Genomic DNA, 17363 nt, shown 5'->3' on the forward strand with positions numbered 1-17363 from the left:
CGAATTCGGAATTGCGCGCTGCGGCGTCCGCATTCACGAACAGTTTTTGTGCAGCCGCCTGCCCAAATGGCGGGCTCCCTCCATCCAATTTTTTGTACGCCCGCGGACAAGCTTTCCAGTCCGCTCTCCTCCTAGGCTCGCTTCCGAGATCTGGAACATGGCCATTGCCATGACAATTCGAAGGAGCTGGAGATGGAGAGACCGGTATTGCCCCAGGCGCGGGGGAACGCGCGTGCATCGCTGTCTTGGCGCAAGGCCGCGGTCGGCGCCGCGGTCACTTTCGGCGCGCTGGCAGCCGCGCCCCTAAGCGCGCAGGCTGCGGCGCCTGCGGCCTGCGCCGCGCTCCAGGACAAATATCCGGACTGGAAGGGCAAGACCCTCGTCAACGCCATCAACCCGCACACGCCGGGCTATGAGACCATCGACCCGAAGGATCCGAGCAAATATATCGGCTTCGACATCGATCTCGGCGAAGCCATCGGTGAATGCCTCGGCTTCAAGCTGACCTACAAGCCGGTGACGTTCGCGGCGCTCCTGACCACGCTGGCCGCGGGACAAGCCGACATCGTCATTTCCGATATCTACGCCACCAAGGAGCGCGCCAAGGCCGCCGACTTCATCACCTATTCGAAAGTGTTCGACGGCGTGCTGGTGGCCAAGGGCAATCCGAAGGGCATCAACGGCATCAACATGTCGATGTGCGGCGCCGCTGCCGCAGAAAACACCGGTTATGTCGAGGTGCCCCTGATCCAGGCACTGATGCCCGAGTGCAAGAAGGCCGGCAAGTCCGAGCCGACCGTCCAGCTCTACGACAACAACGCCAACTGCATCCAGGCGATCCTCGCCGGTCGTGCCGACACCTATGTCAACGACGTCAACACCGTCGACAGCGCGGTCAAGGCCTATCCGGACAAGCTGGAGAAGGCGACCGCGGTGACGATCCCGTATTCCGTCGGCATCGCCGTTCCGAAGGATAAGCCGAAATTCCGCGACGCCGTGCTCGCAGCCCTGATCGAGGTCCAGAAGGCCGGAACGCATATGGAGCTTCTGAAGAAGCATGGGCTCGACGTGAACAACTTCAAGGAGCCTGACATTCTGACGGCCGACTGATGTCGCTGTTCCTCCATTACCTGAGCATGCCGTATCTGCTCGAGGGCATTGAGCTCACCCTCGAGGTGACTGCCCTCGGGCTCGGCGGAGGATTGATCCTCGGATTGATCCTCGCCGGCATGCAGCTCTCCCGCTTCTGGCTGCTGGCGGCGATCGCCAGGGCCTACACTGTGATCTTCCGCGGCACGCCGCTGATCCTGCAAATGGTGTTCGCCTACGACGCGTTGCCGCATATCGGCATCAAACTGCCGGCGGTGCTGGCCGCCGGCCTTGCGCTGGCCTGCAACGAGGCGCCGTTCATCGCCGAGATGCTGCGTGCCGGCGTGCTCGGCGTCGATCGCGGGCAGGTGACGGCCGGCCAGGCGCTCGGCATGACGCCACGGATCCTGATGTGGCGGGTGATCGCGCCCCAGGCGATCCGCACCATGATCCCGGCCTTCGGCAACGAGGCCGTGAGTGCACTGAAGAATTCCTCGCTCGCCTCCGTGGTCGCGGTCCAGGAGCTGACCTTGCGCTCGACCCAGCTTGCGTCCTCGACCTTCGACTTCTTCTCGATCTTCTTCGCCTCGGGCTTGCTGTATCTCGTGCTGACCTTTGCCATCAGCATCATCCAGCTTTTTGTCGAATGGCTGCTCGATCTCGACCGCGCCAAAGGTCGCCAGCGCAAGCTCGCCGATTATCTGCCCTGGCGCCGCGTCGATCTCGCCACCAAGCTCGAACTTGCCGCAGCGACCGTCGACGTCCCGGTGTCCGCACAGGCAGAGCTCACCGACACGCCGCCGCGGGCGCTGACCCGCGAGGAGCGCACCCGGCGTGCGGCAACGATCTCTCGAAACAACATCGCGGTCGAGACCAGGGACCTCACCAAGAGCTACGGCGCGCAAAAGGTGCTTGGAGGCCTCGATTTTACGGTGCGCGTCGGCGAGGTCGTCGCACTGCTCGGGCCCAGCGGCTCCGGCAAGAGCACGCTGCTCCGCTGCATCAATCATCTCGAAAGCTGGGACGGTGGCACGGTGCGCGTCGGGGGACGCCGTCTCGGTTTCGACGACAACGGCAAGCTGCTGCCGCCCCGCGCGATCGCCAATGAGCGGGCAAGCGTGGGCGTCGGGATGGTGTTCCAGCAATTCAACCTGTTCGCCCATCTCTCGGCGAAGGAGAACATTGCCGGTCCCTTGCGCTGGGTGCACGGCATGACCCGCATCGATGCCGATCGCCGCGCCGCCGAGCTGCTCGACCGGGTCGGGCTGTCGCACCGCGCCGACGCGCTGCCGCGGCATCTCTCCGGCGGTCAGCAGCAGCGCGTCGCGATCGCCCGAGCGCTCGCACCGAACCCCAGCGTGCTGCTCCTGGACGAGCCGACCTCGGCGCTCGATCCCGAGCTCATCAGCGAGGTCCTGGAGGTGATCCGGCGGCTCGCCATCGATGATGGCCTCACCATGATCATCTCGACGCACCAGATCCGCTTCGCGGACGAGGTCGCCGACCGTGTCGCTTTCCTGAGCGGCGGCACGATCATCGAGGAGGGGCCCGCGCATGAGGTTCTCTCCAGCCCCCGCAATCCGCTGACTGCGCGTTTCCTCAGCGTGATGGAAACCGACAAGACTCCGGAGGCGGTACGATGAGAGCCGCACACGCAACGTTCAAGACCGCGTTTTCAGAAGAGGCCACCTCATGAAGCATTTCACGCTGCCGGTTTCGCCGAAAACCGTCCACTGGGGCTATTTCTCCAAGAAGGTCGCGCCGGCCCTGACGCTGCGTTCGGGCGATCGCGCCACCATCGAGACGCTGACCCACCACGCCAACGACGATTACGAGCGCATGATCCAGGGCGATCCCGGCGCCGAGAGCGTGTTCCAGTGGACGCGCGAGCACAAGGCAGTCGCGCGGCGCGGCTCGGGTCCTGTCGAAGGCCCATTCATTCGTGGCGCAGGCGAGGGGATCGGCGTGCATCTCCTCACCGGTCCCGTCGCGATCGATGGCGCCGAGCCCGGCGATATTCTCGAAGTGCGCATCCTCGATATCAGGCCGCGGCCGAGCTGCAGCGCCTGTCATGCCGGGCGCTGCTTCGGCTCCAACGTCGCCGCGAATTGGGGGTTTCACTATCACGATCTGATCGAGGAGCCGAAGCCGCGCGAGGTCGTCACCATCTTCGAGCTCGACACCTCCGGCGAGCCCTGCGCCAAGGCGGTCTACAACTACGTCTGGACGCCGCAGACCGATCCTGACGGCATCGTGCATCCGACCATCGATTATCCCGGCGTGCGCGTCGATCACGCCACCATCACGAAGCGGGAGAACATTCTCGCGAGCGTCAAGGTGCCGGCACGGCTGCATTTCGGCACCATGGGGCTCGCACCGTCGGAGGCCGATTTCGTCAGCTCGATCCCGCCGAGCTATACCGGCGGCAACATCGACGACTGGCGCATCGGCAAGGGGGCGCGGATGTTCTATCCGATCGCGGTCCCCGGCGCCTATTTCTCGGTCGGGGATCCCCATGCAGCCCAAGGTGACAGCGAGCTTGGCGGCACCGCGATTGAGACCTCGCTGACCGGCGATTTCGAGTTCGTTCTGCACAAGAAAGCCGATCTCGCCGGCACCAGCCTCGAAGGTCTCGACCATCCGATGCTGGAGACTGATCAGGCCTGGTCATTCTACGGCTTCACCTATCCGAACTACCTTGCCGCGCTCGGCGTCGACGCACAAACCGAAATTGCCAATCACTCGAGTCTCGACCGTGCGATGCGCGACGCGTTCAGAAAACTGCGCCGTTTCCTGATGACCGTGCACGGCCTCAGCGAGGACGAGGCGATTTCGCTGCTATCGGTCGGCGCCGATTTCGGCGTCACCCAGGTGGTCGACGCCAATTGGGGCGTTCACGGCACGATCCGTAAGAACATCTTCCGTTGTGACTGACGTGCCGTAGCCCGGATGGAGCGAAGCGCAATCCGGGTTTCTCACAGCGAACTCTGAAGGTCCCGGATTACGCTTCGCTCCATCCAGGCCACGCATCGCGCTTATCGGCGATACCTAGCTCTAACGCTTTGAAGTGCAGTCTGTTTCCGGGATGTGGGAATGACCAAAGACGGTTATTTGCGGCCCGTCGCTGCGACGGATGACCAATTGCGTCTGGCACAGAGGTTGCTTCGATCCACTGCAATCTGGGTCGATCCGATGAGCTTCCGTCCCTTCACAAGCGAGTCCTACGCGCAAGACGACCGGCCCGAAGCCTGGCGGGACGTGCTCGCCGCGGTCGGCCTGCAGCCGGCGGCAGGCCATTCCTTCCTGGATGGGCACGCAACGGCGTCACATCGCCACGCCGCAGGCGTTGCGCTGACGCGTATGGCGGCCGGCGCCCAGACCATTGGTCCGCGTTCGCAGGCCAACGAAGACCTGCCGATTGCGCTGATGCCGGTCGAAGACGGCATGGTGCTCAACAGTGCCGGCGGCCATCGCATCGTTCCTGTGGGCCATCTCGTGCTGCTGCCGCGGAGCGGGGACTGGAGTATCGTGTTCCAGCGCGACATGCGCGCCATCGTGCTGTCGGTAACGTCGGACGCGCTGCACGGCCGCCTCTCGGGCAGGCCGCGGCTCGGCGAACCCAGGGTCGTTCCGCCCAGCGGCTTTGCCGACGTCTTCGCGCGCTTGATGGACGCGACCGCGCGCACGCTCGACACCCTGAGCGATGCCGAATGGAATGCGGTCACGCAGTCGCTCGTCGATCTCCTGCTGACACTCGCCCATCAATTGGCGGCTTCGACGTCCGACGCCGGATCGAGCGCGACGCAGTCGGCACTCCTGCACCGGCTCTGCCAGAGCATCGAACGCCGCCTCGACGATCCCGAGCTGGTGCCCGCGCGCGTCGCGCAGGCCGAAGGAATCTCCGAGCGCTATCTGCAAAAGCTGTTCGAGACGGTCGGCGACAACTTTACTCACTACGTGCGCGAGCGGCGGCTGCAGCGCGCCTGGGCCGATTTGTCCAATCCGTCCGAGGCGCATCGTTCGATCTCGGAGATCGCCTACGCCTATGGCTTCGGCGATTCCGCGCATTTCAGCCGCGCCTTCCGCCATCGCTTCGGACTGCCGCCGCGCGAGTTTCGCCAGCAGGAGGCGGAGCGGGCGACGACGCAGCATGGGATAACCGGTCAGCGCGGCTGGCCGCAGGATGCGCTGGCGCAGCTTCGCGTGCATCAGGCGAGTGCCGAGGCGCGCGGCAATCTCGCCCGTACCGACATCGATGAGCCGAGGACGGCCGAGCGCAAGCATCATCATCTTCCGGTCGAAGCCGACCGTGTTCATTGGGGATATTTCAGTCGCTCGTTACAGCCGCAGCTCGAGATCGCCTCGGGCGATACCATCACCATCGAAACCCTGACGCAGCACGCCTCCGACGATCCTGAGCTGATGATCGCGGGCGATGCCGCCGCCGAAGACGTATTCGGCTGGACCAAGGCGAGGAAGAACGTGGATCGCCGCGGCGCGGGTCCGATGGATGCCAGCATATTCGGGCGCGGCGCCGGCGAAGGCTTTGGCGTACACATCTGCACCGGGCCCGTGTCGGTGAAGGACGCCCAGCCCGGCGACGTGCTGGAAGTGCGGATCCTCGACATCGTGGCGCGCACAAGTCGCCATCCGAAACATTCAGGCCGCGTGTTCGGCTCCTCGGTCGCGGCCTGGTGGGGCTATCATTACGACGAATTTCTGTCAGGGCCGAAGCCGCGCGAGGTCGTGACGATCTACGAAATCTTCGACGACACCGATGCGCCGCACGCCCGCGCGCTGTATTCCTATCGCTGGGAGCCGCAGACCGACCCGTTTGGCGTGGTGCACTCCACTTACGACTATCCCGGCGTTCCCGTCCTGCCCGGCACGGTAAAGCGCCGCCACGCCGTGCTCGACGGCATCCGCATTCCCTTGCGCCCGCATTTCGGCGTGATCGCGGTGGCGCCGCGTGAGGTTGATTTCATCGACTCCGTGCCGCCGTCCTATTTCGGCGGCAATCTCGACAATTGGCGCTTGGGGAAGGGGGCGACCGTCTATCTTCCGGTCTCCGTTCCCGGCGCATTGCTGTCAGTCGGCGATCCCCATGCCACGCAAGGTGACGGCGAATTGAGCGGCACCGCGATCGAATGCTCGATGACCGGAACGTTCGAGGTGATCCTGCACAAGAAGGCCGATCTCGCCGGCCAGCCCTTCGCCGATCTCTCTTATCCCCTGATCGAGACCGAGACCGACTGGGTCCTGACCGGATTCAGCCATCCCAACTACCTCGCCGAGTTCGGCGCTCAGGGCCAAAGCGAGGTCTACGCAAAATCCTCGCTCGACCTCGCCATGAAAGATGCGTTCCGCAAGATGCGGCGCTTCCTGATGAACGTGAAGGGCCTCAGCGAGGACGAGGCGATCGCGCTGATGTCGGCCGCCGTCGACTTCGGCGTCACGCAGGTGGTCGACGGCAATTGGGGCGTGCACGCGATCATCAGCAAGCGCCTGTTTCAAACCTTCCCCTAGACAAGCCTTCCCTTGAAAGAAGCGCCGTAACAAGGAACCCCAGTGAAATTCCACATGATCAGCGGCGGACCGAAGCCGGTCGCGCCCTTCAGCCACGCGGTGGAGACCGACGGTTTTGTCTTCGTCACCGGCCAGATGCCGGACACGCCGCAAACACCGGGCGTGTTGCCCGACGGCATCGTCGCGCAGACGAGGGCGGTGATGGAGAATTTGAAGGTCGTATTGGCGGGCGTCGATCTCGGTCTCGAACACGTCGTGATGACACGCATTTATCTCACACGTTTCAAGGAAGACTACACCGCAATGAACGAGACTTATCGCGGGTTCTTTCCGCCCGACCGCCTGCCGGCCCGCACCTGCGTCGGTGTCACCGGGCTTGCCTACGACGCGCTGATCGAGATTGACCTGGTCTGCCGCCGGCCGTGAGGCGACAGCCCGTAGCCCGGATGGAGCGAAGCGCAATCCGGAATTCGTTCCGCGGATACAGGGCCCCGGATTACGCTTAGCTCCATCCGGGCTACAAGACCTTGCGTTGCCCGTCAGCATGCGGCGCCCGCGCCGGAGACTGCAACCGCGCCGATCTATGAATGCCGGTTCATTGCTGCGGAGAATTCGAATCGGTAAGAATTAGCTCGTTGCGCGTCTCGCGTCGTGCAACGCGCCGGAGGCGGATCGATCGCGTCTTGAACCTTTCGATTGCGCCTCCGACGAATCCTTCGAGGCAACGCCATTGGTTGCCGCGGCGCCTGCGCCGATCGACGTCAGGCACCGAAAGCCCGTTTCGATCGGGGGAATTTCATATGAAGTATTTTCTATCTGCACTGATTGCGATCGGTCTATCGATTGCCGCCGCGCCGTCTTTCGCGGCTGACGCGCGCAACGTCACTGTCGTCAACGAGACCGGCTATGCGATCAAATTCCTGGGCTTCAACGCCCCGGATGACGGCATGGACGAATGGGACAACGAGCTGGACAAGGTTTTGTAGAACCAGGCGAGCACTTATGTCGAGTTCGACGATGACGACGAAGGATGCGTCTGGAACGTCCGCGTCGACTGGCAGAACTATGACGAGACCGTGCTCTGGAAGAACGTCAACCTCTGCAAGTTCACCGCGCTTCGGCTGCGCTACGATTCCGGCACCAAGACCACTTCGTTCGTCGCCGAGTAACTTGACCTGAGGCCAGGCGGAGGAGGGGCCAAGCGCCCTTCCTCGCCGCAATGTGCGAGATGGCGAATTCGTCCTTTGCAAGCGCAAGCGGCTTTGTTATACGCAGCCGCGCGCGAACGACGGGTTCGCCCTTTTCCTCGGTAGCTCAGCGGTAGAGCATCCGACTGTTAATCGGATGGTCGCTGGTTCGAATCCAGCCCGGGGAGCCAAATTCCGTTTCATTTTCAATAACTTGCGTCAAGACTCTGATCTGGCGTGCGATCTCGTTGCGGCAAATTCTCAATTAGATGTGTACCGTGGCGAGCCCGTGTTCTCCGCGGCGACGCCAAAACGACTCAATTGAAATCGAGCTTCCAGAGGCCGGTCCTTTACGGAGCTGATTCCCATGCGAGACATCCAGGTCGACCGTTCCCCGCTGGCTCCCTCCACTTTGCCGGCGGACATCCCCGAACTCAGCGACGACGAATGCCTCGCCTGTCTGGCGCGCGCGGTCGAGACCCACGATTCGGCACGGCTGGATGAAGTCGCCGCACTGATCGGCCGCCTCGCCGTCACCATCGAATAGGCCGGCTCACCCTGGACGTTGCGAGTTGCGGAAAGGCCCGGTTCGCTGGGCCAAAGCCATGTTGCGTTTTTGCAGGGCCTGCTCCAAAGATGCCGCCAACTTTCGTCCGCGGCATCGTCCGCCTTGCAGGGTCCGCAAATGTCCGTTTTCTCGACGGCGCGCCTAAAAATGGTCGATGGCCAGGTGCGCACCAGTGACGTCACCGACCGTCGTGTTCTCGACGCCATGCTCACGGTTCCGCGCGAGGCCTTCGTGCCGGCCAGCCGGCAGGCAGTGGCGTATCTCGACCTCGATCTCGACGTCAGCGAGGGCGGCGTCAAGCGGTTCCTGATCAAGCCGCAGCTGACCGGCAAGCTGCTCCAGGCCGCCGAGATCGGCGAGGACGACAACGTGCTGGTCGTCGGCTGCGCCACGGGCTATCTCGCTGCGCTGGCCGCCAAGCTCGCACGCCAGGTCACCGCGACGGAATGCGATTCGGCGCTGGCCAAGAAGGCCAATGACGCCTTCGCCGCCCTCGGGCTTGCCAACGTGGCCTGCAAGGCCGCGGCCTGCACCGAGGGTGATACTGCTGCTGGTCCCTATGATGTGATCGTCCTCAACGGCGCCATCGAGGTGACGCCGGCAGGGCTGCTCGGGCAGCTCAAGGAGGGTGGGCGCCTGTTGGGGGTTTCGGCCGAATCCAGGCCGCCGCGCGCCATGATCGTGACCCATACCCACGGCGAATTCGGCCATCGGGCGCTGTTCGATGCCGCGGCCCCGGTCCTTCCCGGGCTGGAACGGGCCGCCGCCTTCGTATTCTGACGGCCCGATAGCGGCTTTAGCCCGTTAAAATCCCGTTCTGAATCAGAAGTGTGGCCGGGATGCTGCACGTGAAGAGTTTCCACTGAGAACCACCCTCAGGTAGTTCCGTCGCGCTTGACCGCGTCCTATGTTGCGGCGGGGCAACGACTCCACTCGTAGACGGTAACCCAGCTCGCGGGCACGAGCCGGGCGTTAGAATGAACGGAATTTTTGGATGCATGGGGTGAAGCTCTTCACCGGAGCAGCGGTTTCGGTCCTGCTGCTGGCGCTTGTCGCGCCGACGCCTGCCTTGGCGGATACGATCGAGGCTGCGCTGGTGCGCGCCTATCAGAACAATCCGCAGCTTAACGCGCAGCGCGCCCAGGTGCGCTCGACTGACGAAAACGTGCCACAGGCGCTGTCGGGCTATCGCCCCAAGGTCGGAGTCAACCTCAGCACCGGCTATCAATATCAGGACATTCAGCAGCAGCAGAAGGGTCTGCCGATCCATAGCGACCCGCCCCTTCAGCCCAATAGCGCCAGCCTGACCATCAACCAGACGCTCTACAACGGCAATCAGACCGCCAACAGGACGCGCGCGGCGGAGAGCCAGGTCTCGGGATCCCGCGAGGCGTTGCGCGTGCTCGAGCAGACGGTCCTGTTGCAGGCTGCCACCAGCTACATGGATTATCTTCGTGACTCCGCCACCCTCGAAGTTCAGCGCAGCAACGTGCGCGTGCTCGAACAGACGCTCAAGCAGACCCGCGATCGCTTCAATGTCGGCGAGGTGACGCGCACGGACGTGGCGCAATCCGAAGCGCAGCTCGCGGCCGGCAGGACCCAAGCACTGACTGCCGAATCGAATCTCACGACGACGCGCGCGAATTTCCGCCGCATCATCGGCAATGAGCCGACGAACCTTGCGCCGGGCTCGCCCGTCGATCGTTTCCTGCCCGGGACGCTCGCCTCCGCCGTCGGTCTCAGCCTGGTGGAGAACCCCAACGTCACGGCCTCGATGTTCGGCATCGATGTCAATTATCTTCAGGTCAAGATCAACGAAGGCGCGCTGCTGCCGACCCTCACGGTTCAGGCTGGCATCACCCAGTCGTACCAGCAGACCCTGACGGTCTTCCGAACGACGACCGCTTCCGCCATCGCGACCGCCTCCGTGCCGATCTATCAGGGCGGCGCTGAATATGCGCTCATCCGCCAATCGAAAGAGAACCTGGCGCAGCAGCGCCTGAATCTCGAAACCACCCGCGACCAGACCCGTGCCAACGTCGTGCAGGCCTGGGGGCAGTTGGAAGCCGGCAAGGCGCAGGTACAATCTGCGCAGGCGCAGGTCACGGCTTCCGAGATCGCGCTGAACGGCGTGCGCGAAGAAGCCAAGGCCGGCCAGCGTACCACGCTGGACGTGCTCAACGCGCAGCAGGCGCTGGTGAACGCACGCGTTGCGCTCGTCACTGCCCAGCATGACCGCGTGGTGGCGTCCTATTCGGTGCTCAATGCGGTCGGCCGTCTCGCGCCGCAAGTCCTCGGCCTCAACACCACGGTCTACGATCCCAGCGTTCACTACCAACAGGTTCGCGACAGCTGGGCCGGCGTGCGCACGCCTGACGGACGCTAGAGTCCCGTAATCGTCCGGTCGGCCTCGCGAATAGTCGAAGCCGACCGGTGCTTTGCTTGCAATCAGCAAAATCCCTGACATAGCCTTGCCAAGAAGATGCGGGCCGATTCGCTCTGCATCCGATGCCGTGTGCGTAAAGCATGAGTGCCGAGGGCAGGGGCGCACCGCTGCACGTTGAGCCGTCATCTGGGGACAAGTCGGGCTGCCGTGACGAAAATGTCGGGCCACCCATCCGGAACCGGCCAATCCTGTCGTGCTTGGTGTAAAACAACGCATGCGAGGGCGTTGATGATGTGGAGTCGGAGATGACGCAGCCTGCAAAGGTCACAGAACCCTCGATGGAGGAGATTCTGGCCTCGATCCGGCGCATCATTGCCGACGATGAGGCCAAGCCGCCGCCGGCGGATGCTGCCAAGCCCGAGAAAGCTGCCGCCCCCGCCGCGCCACCGAAGCCGCAGGCGATCAACGATATTCCGCCATCCAAGGTCGCGCCGCCCAAAGCGGCCGCCGAGAAGCCCGCACCGGCTCCGGCTGCAAAGCCGGCAGCGCCGCCAGCCCCGGCACCCGAGGCGGATGCATCCAACAATCAGGACGATATCGACGCACTGCTAGCTGGCCTCGACACGGCCACCGCTGCGCCGGAAATCCGTGCTCCCGAGCCGGAGCCCGAACCTGAGCCCGACGTGCTGGAATTGACCGACGATATGGCGCTGGCGATGGAGCCAACGCCATCTCCGCCGCCGCCGAGCTTCCGCAAGGTCGAGCCGCGCGACGATCTCGAATTCGCCGAATCGCCGCCGCCGCGTCCGACGCCGGCATCCTATGCGCCGGTGGACTTCGATGCGCCGCCACTGCCGCCCCAACAGCCGATCTTGGCGCAATCGACGGTCTCCGCGGTCGAATCCGCCTTCAATTCCCTGGCCCACACTGTGCTTAGCAGCAATGCGCGAACGCTGGAGGATCTGGTCAAGGAGATGCTGCGTCCGATGCTGAAATCGTGGCTGGACGACAATTTGCCGGGCCTGGTCGAACGCATCGTGAAGGCGGAAATCGAGCGGGTATCGCGCGGCGGCAGGTAAATCGGGCCGCAGAGCCCTCAGAAAGCCCTGCTTGTCGTGATTCAGCCTCCCGACCGGACCCGGAAAGCTTTGTTGCCGCCTGGCTTCCCGTTGAGCTTTCCGTTGACTTGTCCGTTGACTTGGACCCCGTGCGCGGCTTTCTAACAGCGCCATGATCGAGAAAAATTACCAGCCCGCCGATATCGAAGCCCGCATGTCCGTGGTGTGGGAGGACAGCCTTGCCTTCAGGGCCGGCCGCCCGGACCGTCGCGACGCAGTGCCCTTTACCATCGTGATCCCGCCGCCGAACGTGACGGGCTCGCTCCACATGGGCCACGCCCTCAACAACACGCTCCAGGACATCCTGTGCCGGTTCGAGCGCATGCGCGGCCGCGACGTGCTGTGGCAGCCCGGCACCGACCATGCCGGCATCGCCACCCAGATGGTGGTGGAGCGGCAGCTGATGGAGCGCCAGCAGCCCAGCCGTCGCGAGATGGGCCGCGAGAAGTTTCTGGAGCGGGTCTGGCAGTGGAAGGCCGAGAGCGGCGACACCATCATCAACCAGCTCAAGCGGCTCGGCGCCTCCTGCGACTGGTCGCGCGAACGCTTCACCATGGACGAGGGCCTCTCCAAGGCCGTGGTCAAGGTCTTCGTCGAGCTGCACCGCGACGGCCTGATCTACAAGGACAAGCGGCTGGTGAACTGGGACACCAAGCTGCTCACCGCGATCTCCGATCTCGAAGTGCAGCAGACCGAGGTCAAGGGCAGCCTCTGGTACCTGCGCTATCCGATCGAGGGTAAGACTTTCAGCCCCGAGGATCCCTCGAGCTTCATCGTCGTTGCCACCACGCGCCCGGAGACCATGCTCGGCGATACCGGCGTCGCCGTGCATCCCGATGACGAGCGCTATCAGAAGCTGGTCGGCAAGAACGTGATCCTGCCGCTGGTCGGCCGCAAGATCCGGATCGTCGCCGACGATTATTCCGATCCGGAGAAGGGCTCGGGCGCGGTCAAGGTGACACCGGCGCACGACTTCAACGACTTCGAGGTCGGCAATCGCCATGGCCTCGCCCGGATCAGCGTCATCGACAAGGAGGGTTGCCTCGATCTCCTCGACAACGAAGATTATCTGCGCGACCTGCCGGCAGGTGCCGCGCAGTTCGCCGAGGAGTTCAACAAGCTCGATCGCTTTGCAGCGCGCAAGCGCATCGTCGAGCGGCTAGAATCGTTCGGCTTCGTCGAGCGGATCGAGCCCCACACCCACATGGTGCCGCATGGCGACCGCTCCGGCACGGTGATCGAGCCCTATCTCACCGACCAATGGTATGTCGACGCCAAGACGCTGGCGAAGCCGGCGATGGCCGCCGTGCGTTCGGGCGAAACCACCTTCGTGCCGAAGAACTGGGAAAAGACCTATTTCGAGTGGATGGAGAACATCCAGCCATGGTGCATCTCGCGCCAGCTCTGGTGGGGCCACCAGATTCCGGCCTGGTACGGTCCCGACGGCAAGGTGTTCGTCGCCGAGACCGAGGAGGAGGCCGTCAGCCACGCCCTCGGCTATTACGTCGAGCAGGAAGTCATCACGGTCGAGCAGGGCCGCGAGATGGCGCTCGACCGCAACAAGCGTGACGGCTTCATCACGCGCGACGAGGACGTGCTCGACACCTGGTTCTCCTCGGCGCTGTGGCCGTTCTCGACCCTCGGCTGGCCCGCGGACGCGCCGGAAGTGCAGCGCTACTATCCCACCGACGCGCTGGTGACCGGCTTCGACATCATCTTCTTCTGGGTCGCCCGCATGATGATGATGGGGCTGCACTTCATGAAGGAGGTGCCGTTCTCGACGATCTACATCCACGCCCTCGTCCGAGACGAGAAGGGCGCCAAGATGTCGAAGTCGAAGGGCAATGTCATCGATCCGCTCAGCCTGATCGACCAGTATGGCGCGGACGCGCTGCGCTTCACGCTGGCCGCGATGGCCGCGCAGGGCCGCGACATCAAGCTCGCCACCAGCCGTGTCGAGGGCTATCGCAATTTCGCGACCAAGCTCTGGAATGCGTCGCGCTTTGCGGAGATGAACCACTGCGCCGTGCCCGAGGGTTTCGAGCCGGCGAAGGTCAAGGAGACGCTGAACCGCTGGATCGCGCATGAGAGCGCGCACACCACGCGCGAGGTGACCGAGGCGATCGAGGCCTATCGCTTCAACGACGCCGCCGGCAGCATCTACCGCTTCGTCTGGAACGTCTATTGCGACTGGTATCTCGAGCTCGCAAAACCCGTGCTGCTCGGCCCCGACAGCCCTGCCAAGGCCGAGACCCGCGCCATGGTGGCATGGGCGCGCGACGAGATCCTGAAACTGCTGCACCCCTTCATGCCCTTCATCACCGAGGAGCTGTGGGAGGTCACGGCCAAGCGCGACGGTCTGCTCGCGCTGGCGCCGTGGCCGCTGAAGCCGGCCGGGCCGACGCCGGAGCAGCTTGCGATGCTCGCGGCGACGACGGGGCCGACCGACGCGCTCGTCTCGCCGGTTTGGGTGCTGCCGATCTTCGACCATGCCGACTTCACCGATCCCGCGGCCGAGGCCGAGATCGGCTGGGTGATCGACCTCGTCACGCAGATCCGTTCGGTGCGCGCCGAGATGAACATTCCACCGGCGACCCTGACGGCGCTGGTGCTCGCAGGCGCCTCGGCCGAGACGAAGGAGCGCGCGCCGCGCTGGAGCGACGTCATCAAGCGCATGGCGCGGCTGTCGGACATCTCCTTCGCCGACCGTGCGCCCGACGGCGCGGTCCAGCTCCTGGTGCGCGGCGAGGTGGCTGCGCTGCCGCTGAAGGGCGTGATCGACGTCGCCGCCGAGCGCACGCGTCTCGACAAGGAGATCGGGAAGGCCGATTCCGACATCAAGCGCGCCGAGTCCAAGCTGGCGAACGAGAAATTCGTGGCCAACGCGGCCGAGGAGGTCGTCGAGGAGGAGCGCGAAAAGCGTGAGGCTGCGCTCGCCCGCAAGGCCAAGCTCCTCGAGGCGCTGGAGCGGCTGAAGCAGGCCTCGTAGGCTTATTTCGGAAACGGCTTGCTGAGGAATTTCGAGCCCCTGACGCCATAGCGCCAGGGCAGCTCGACGGCCTTGGTGATGCCGATCCGGATTCCGGCCACGACCTCCAGATCCTCCGTCCGCGCATGCAGCGCGATCGGCGGGCGGTCCAGCGGCAAGGCATTGTGCGCGATGGTGATGCCGAGCGCTTCGGTCAGCTTGCCCGGGCCCGAGCACAACGCGTGCAAATCCTGGAGATGGCGCCGCCGACGCATCGCGGCGATGCCGTGGGTCGGCTCCAGCGCGCGGATCAGCACGGCGCTCGCCGAGCCTTCTTCCTCGCAGACGAAGTTCACGCACCAATGGATGCCGTAGGAGCGGTAGACATAGGCAAAGCCGGGCGGGCCGAACATCACCTGGCTCCGCGGCGTGGGGCCATTGTAGGAGTGCGCCGCCGGCTCGGTATGATGATAGGCTTCGACCTCGACGATGATCCCGCCGACGCCGTCGACAAGCATGGTCGCGCCGATCAAGTCGGGCGCGACCTCGTGGACGCTGCGCGCGAAAAAGGCACGCTTCAGGGCTTTGCCGAGCCGGGGTGTGGAAGGTTTCGAGACTGGAGCCATTCGAGGTGAGAATCGCCAGAGAACAGAGCAGGATATTGCCCATATCTGCCATGGACACACCAACCTCAATGATTTCAATGACTTCCCACAGTTTTTTGAGAGTTTTCCGCTCATAAAGCGCGAGGTGGTAGTATGTATAAATTACAATCGAAAAGTGTTTCCCAATTCGGTTGACTGCACATGACGCCACATGACGGTGTTGTGGGAAAAGCAACTGTGGGAAGTCATTGATTTTGCTCAACTGCCCCCATATCTGCCATGTTCCCTGAAGCGGGGCGAGCCGGGTTGCGATGCCCGGCCAGACCGATTAGGTAGGACTTGGTCAGCCCGGACACCCCATGGTCGTTATTGTCGATACCATCTCGAACCCGCTGCGCCCACGTCACCCCGAAAAGGTGAACCGGCCCGATTCCGCTTCGCCGCCGAAGCCGGACTGGATCCGCGTACGCGCGCCCAACACCCGCGGCTATGCCGACACCCGCAACATCGTGCGCGCCAACGGCCTGCATACGGTGTGCGAGGAGGCGGGCTGCCCGAATATCGGCGAATGCTGGGACAAGAAGCACGCGACCTTCATGATCATGGGCGACACCTGCACCCGCGCCTGTGCCTTCTGCAACGTCAAGACCGGCATGCCCAACGCGCTCGACGCGGCCGAGCCGCAGAACGTCGGCGAGGCCGTGGCCAAGCTCGGGCTTGCTCATGTCGTCATCACGTCTGTTGACCGCGACGATCTCGCTGACGGCGGCGCCGAGCATTTCGCCCAGACCATCCGCGCGATCCGCGCTGCGTGCCCCTCGACCACGATCGAGATCCTGACGCCCGATTTCCTGCGCAAGGAGGGGGCGCTGGAGGTCATCGTCGCGGCGAAGCCCGACGTGTTCAACCACAATCTCGAGACCGTGCCGTCGTGCTATCTCACGGTGCGGCCGGGCGCGCGCTATTTCCATTCGATCCGGCTGCTGCAGCGGGTCAAGGAGCTCGATCCCACCATCTTCACCAAGTCCGGCATCATGGTCGGCCTCGGGGAAGAGCGCCACGAGGTGCAGCAGGTGATGGACGATCTGCGTTCCGCCGACGTCGATTTCCTGACCATCGGGCAATATCTCCAGCCGACCCGCAAGCATCACGCCGTGATGCGTTACGTGCCGCCGGACGAGTTTTCGTCCTACGAGAAGGTCGCCTACACCAAGGGCTTCCTGATGGTGTCGGCGAGCCCGCTCACCCGTTCGTCGCATCATGCCGGCGAGGATTTTGCGAAACTGAAGGCCGCGCGGGCAGCAAGCGCCCGCTGAATCGCCATGCCCAATTTTTCGAGCAAGCGCCGTGTCGATCACAGCGCGTCCGAGATGTTTGATCTGGTGGCTGACGTCGAGCGCTACCCGGAATTCGTGCCGCTGTGCAGCGCGCTGAAGGTCCGTCAGCGCATGGCGAAACCCGACGGCACCGAGGTGCTGGTCGCAGACATGACGGTGTCGTTCAAGCTGGTCAGGGAATCCTTCACCAGCCGCGTGACGCTTGACCGCGCCAATTTGAAGATCCTGGTCGAATATCTGCAAGGTCCCTTCAGCAATCTGGAAAACCGCTGGACGTTCGAGCCCAAAGGCGAGAGTGTTTGCGACGTTGGTTTCTTCCTCGCTTACGAGTTCAAGAGCCGCATGCTGGCGCTCCTGATGGGCTCGATGTTCGACGCCGCGTTCGCGCGATTTTCCATCGCGTTCGAGAAGCGGGCGGATGCGATCTACGGACGGCGGAAGCTGGCGTCGTCATAGTGGTTGCGGACGGGCACGCTCTCTCCTCCGTCATTACGAGGAGCCCTTGCGACGAAGCAATCCAGATCCCTCCGCGGAGTGACTCTGGATTGCTTCGCTGCGCTCGCAATGACGATGGGGAAG

Annotated in this window: 14 protein-coding genes and 1 tRNA gene; 14 read left to right on the forward strand and 1 reads right to left on the reverse strand. The window is 63.9% G+C overall.

Annotated features, from left to right (window positions below; translation table 11 throughout):
- Positions 1-192 precede the first annotated feature (192 nt).
- The 12 genes from IVB48_RS05085 (at position 193) to IVB48_RS05140 (ending at position 14863) form a co-directional block, all read left to right on the forward strand.
- Positions 193-1110: an ABC transporter substrate-binding protein gene (locus IVB48_RS05085; RefSeq protein WP_027566899.1), complete on the forward strand. Its 918-nt coding sequence runs from the start codon at positions 193-195 to the stop codon at positions 1108-1110.
- Positions 1110-2732: an amino acid ABC transporter permease/ATP-binding protein gene (locus IVB48_RS05090; protein ID WP_247397933.1), complete on the forward strand. Its 1623-nt coding sequence runs from the start codon at positions 1110-1112 to the stop codon at positions 2730-2732. The genes IVB48_RS05085 and IVB48_RS05090 overlap by 1 nt, the downstream gene beginning before the upstream one ends.
- Positions 2733-2781: 49 nt before the next feature.
- Positions 2782-4023: an acetamidase/formamidase family protein gene (locus tag IVB48_RS05095; protein WP_247397935.1), complete on the forward strand. Its 1242-nt coding sequence runs from the start codon at positions 2782-2784 to the stop codon at positions 4021-4023.
- 258 nt (positions 4024-4281) lie between these two features.
- On the forward strand, positions 4282-6615 hold the full coding sequence (locus tag IVB48_RS05100; RefSeq protein WP_247398198.1) for an acetamidase/formamidase family protein: 2334 nt from the start codon (positions 4282-4284) through the stop codon (positions 6613-6615).
- Between the two features lie 42 nt (positions 6616-6657).
- Positions 6658-7041 (forward strand): RidA family protein, encoded by a 384-nt coding sequence (locus tag IVB48_RS05105; protein WP_027566903.1) that lies wholly within the window; start codon positions 6658-6660, stop codon positions 7039-7041.
- A gap of 374 nt (positions 7042-7415) precedes the next feature.
- The gene (locus IVB48_RS05110) at positions 7416-7601 is read left to right on the forward strand and encodes a hypothetical protein (protein ID WP_247397938.1); all 186 of its coding nucleotides are present in this window, start codon (positions 7416-7418) and stop codon (positions 7599-7601) included.
- Positions 7602-7918: 317 nt separating this feature from the next.
- Positions 7919-7993 (forward strand) — tRNA-Asn (locus tag IVB48_RS05115).
- A gap of 176 nt (positions 7994-8169) precedes the next feature.
- Complete coding sequence (locus IVB48_RS05120; RefSeq protein ID WP_247397941.1) at positions 8170-8349, forward strand: hypothetical protein; 180 nt, start codon at positions 8170-8172, stop codon at positions 8347-8349.
- A gap of 138 nt (positions 8350-8487) precedes the next feature.
- Positions 8488-9150, forward strand: coding sequence for a protein-L-isoaspartate O-methyltransferase (locus IVB48_RS05125; protein WP_247397943.1), 663 nt, complete (start codon positions 8488-8490; stop codon positions 9148-9150).
- Positions 9151-9364: 214 nt separating this feature from the next.
- Positions 9365-10756 carry a TolC family outer membrane protein gene (locus IVB48_RS05130; RefSeq protein ID WP_027566905.1) on the forward strand — a complete coding sequence of 464 codons (1392 nt, stop codon included), beginning with the start codon at positions 9365-9367 and terminating at the stop codon, positions 10754-10756.
- A gap of 305 nt (positions 10757-11061) precedes the next feature.
- The gene (locus IVB48_RS05135) at positions 11062-11835 is read left to right on the forward strand and encodes a DUF2497 domain-containing protein (protein WP_247286094.1); all 774 of its coding nucleotides are present in this window, start codon (positions 11062-11064) and stop codon (positions 11833-11835) included.
- A 151-nt stretch (positions 11836-11986) separates the two neighbouring features.
- A complete protein-coding gene (locus IVB48_RS05140; protein ID WP_247397966.1) occupies positions 11987-14863 on the forward strand; it encodes a valine--tRNA ligase in 2877 nt (958 codons plus the stop codon).
- Between the two features lie 2 nt (positions 14864-14865).
- On the opposite strand, the gene IVB48_RS05145 is transcribed toward IVB48_RS05140, so the two are convergent.
- A complete protein-coding gene (locus tag IVB48_RS05145) occupies positions 14866-15468 on the reverse strand; it encodes a DNA-3-methyladenine glycosylase (RefSeq protein WP_027566908.1) in 603 nt (200 codons plus the stop codon).
- 338 nt (positions 15469-15806) lie between these two features.
- On the opposite strand from IVB48_RS05145, the gene lipA reads away from it, so the two are divergent.
- Both lipA and IVB48_RS05155 read left to right on the forward strand, forming a co-directional pair.
- Positions 15807-16763, forward strand: coding sequence for a lipoyl synthase (lipA, locus tag IVB48_RS05150; RefSeq protein WP_247397968.1), 957 nt, complete (start codon positions 15807-15809; stop codon positions 16761-16763).
- Positions 16764-16769: 6 nt separating this feature from the next.
- Complete coding sequence (locus tag IVB48_RS05155) at positions 16770-17240, forward strand: type II toxin-antitoxin system RatA family toxin (protein ID WP_007591145.1); 471 nt, start codon at positions 16770-16772, stop codon at positions 17238-17240.
- The last annotated feature ends 123 nt before the right edge of the window (positions 17241-17363 follow it).

It is taken from the genome of Bradyrhizobium sp. 76 (assembly GCF_023073025.1).
Lineage (GTDB): Bacteria > Pseudomonadota > Alphaproteobacteria > Rhizobiales > Xanthobacteraceae > Bradyrhizobium.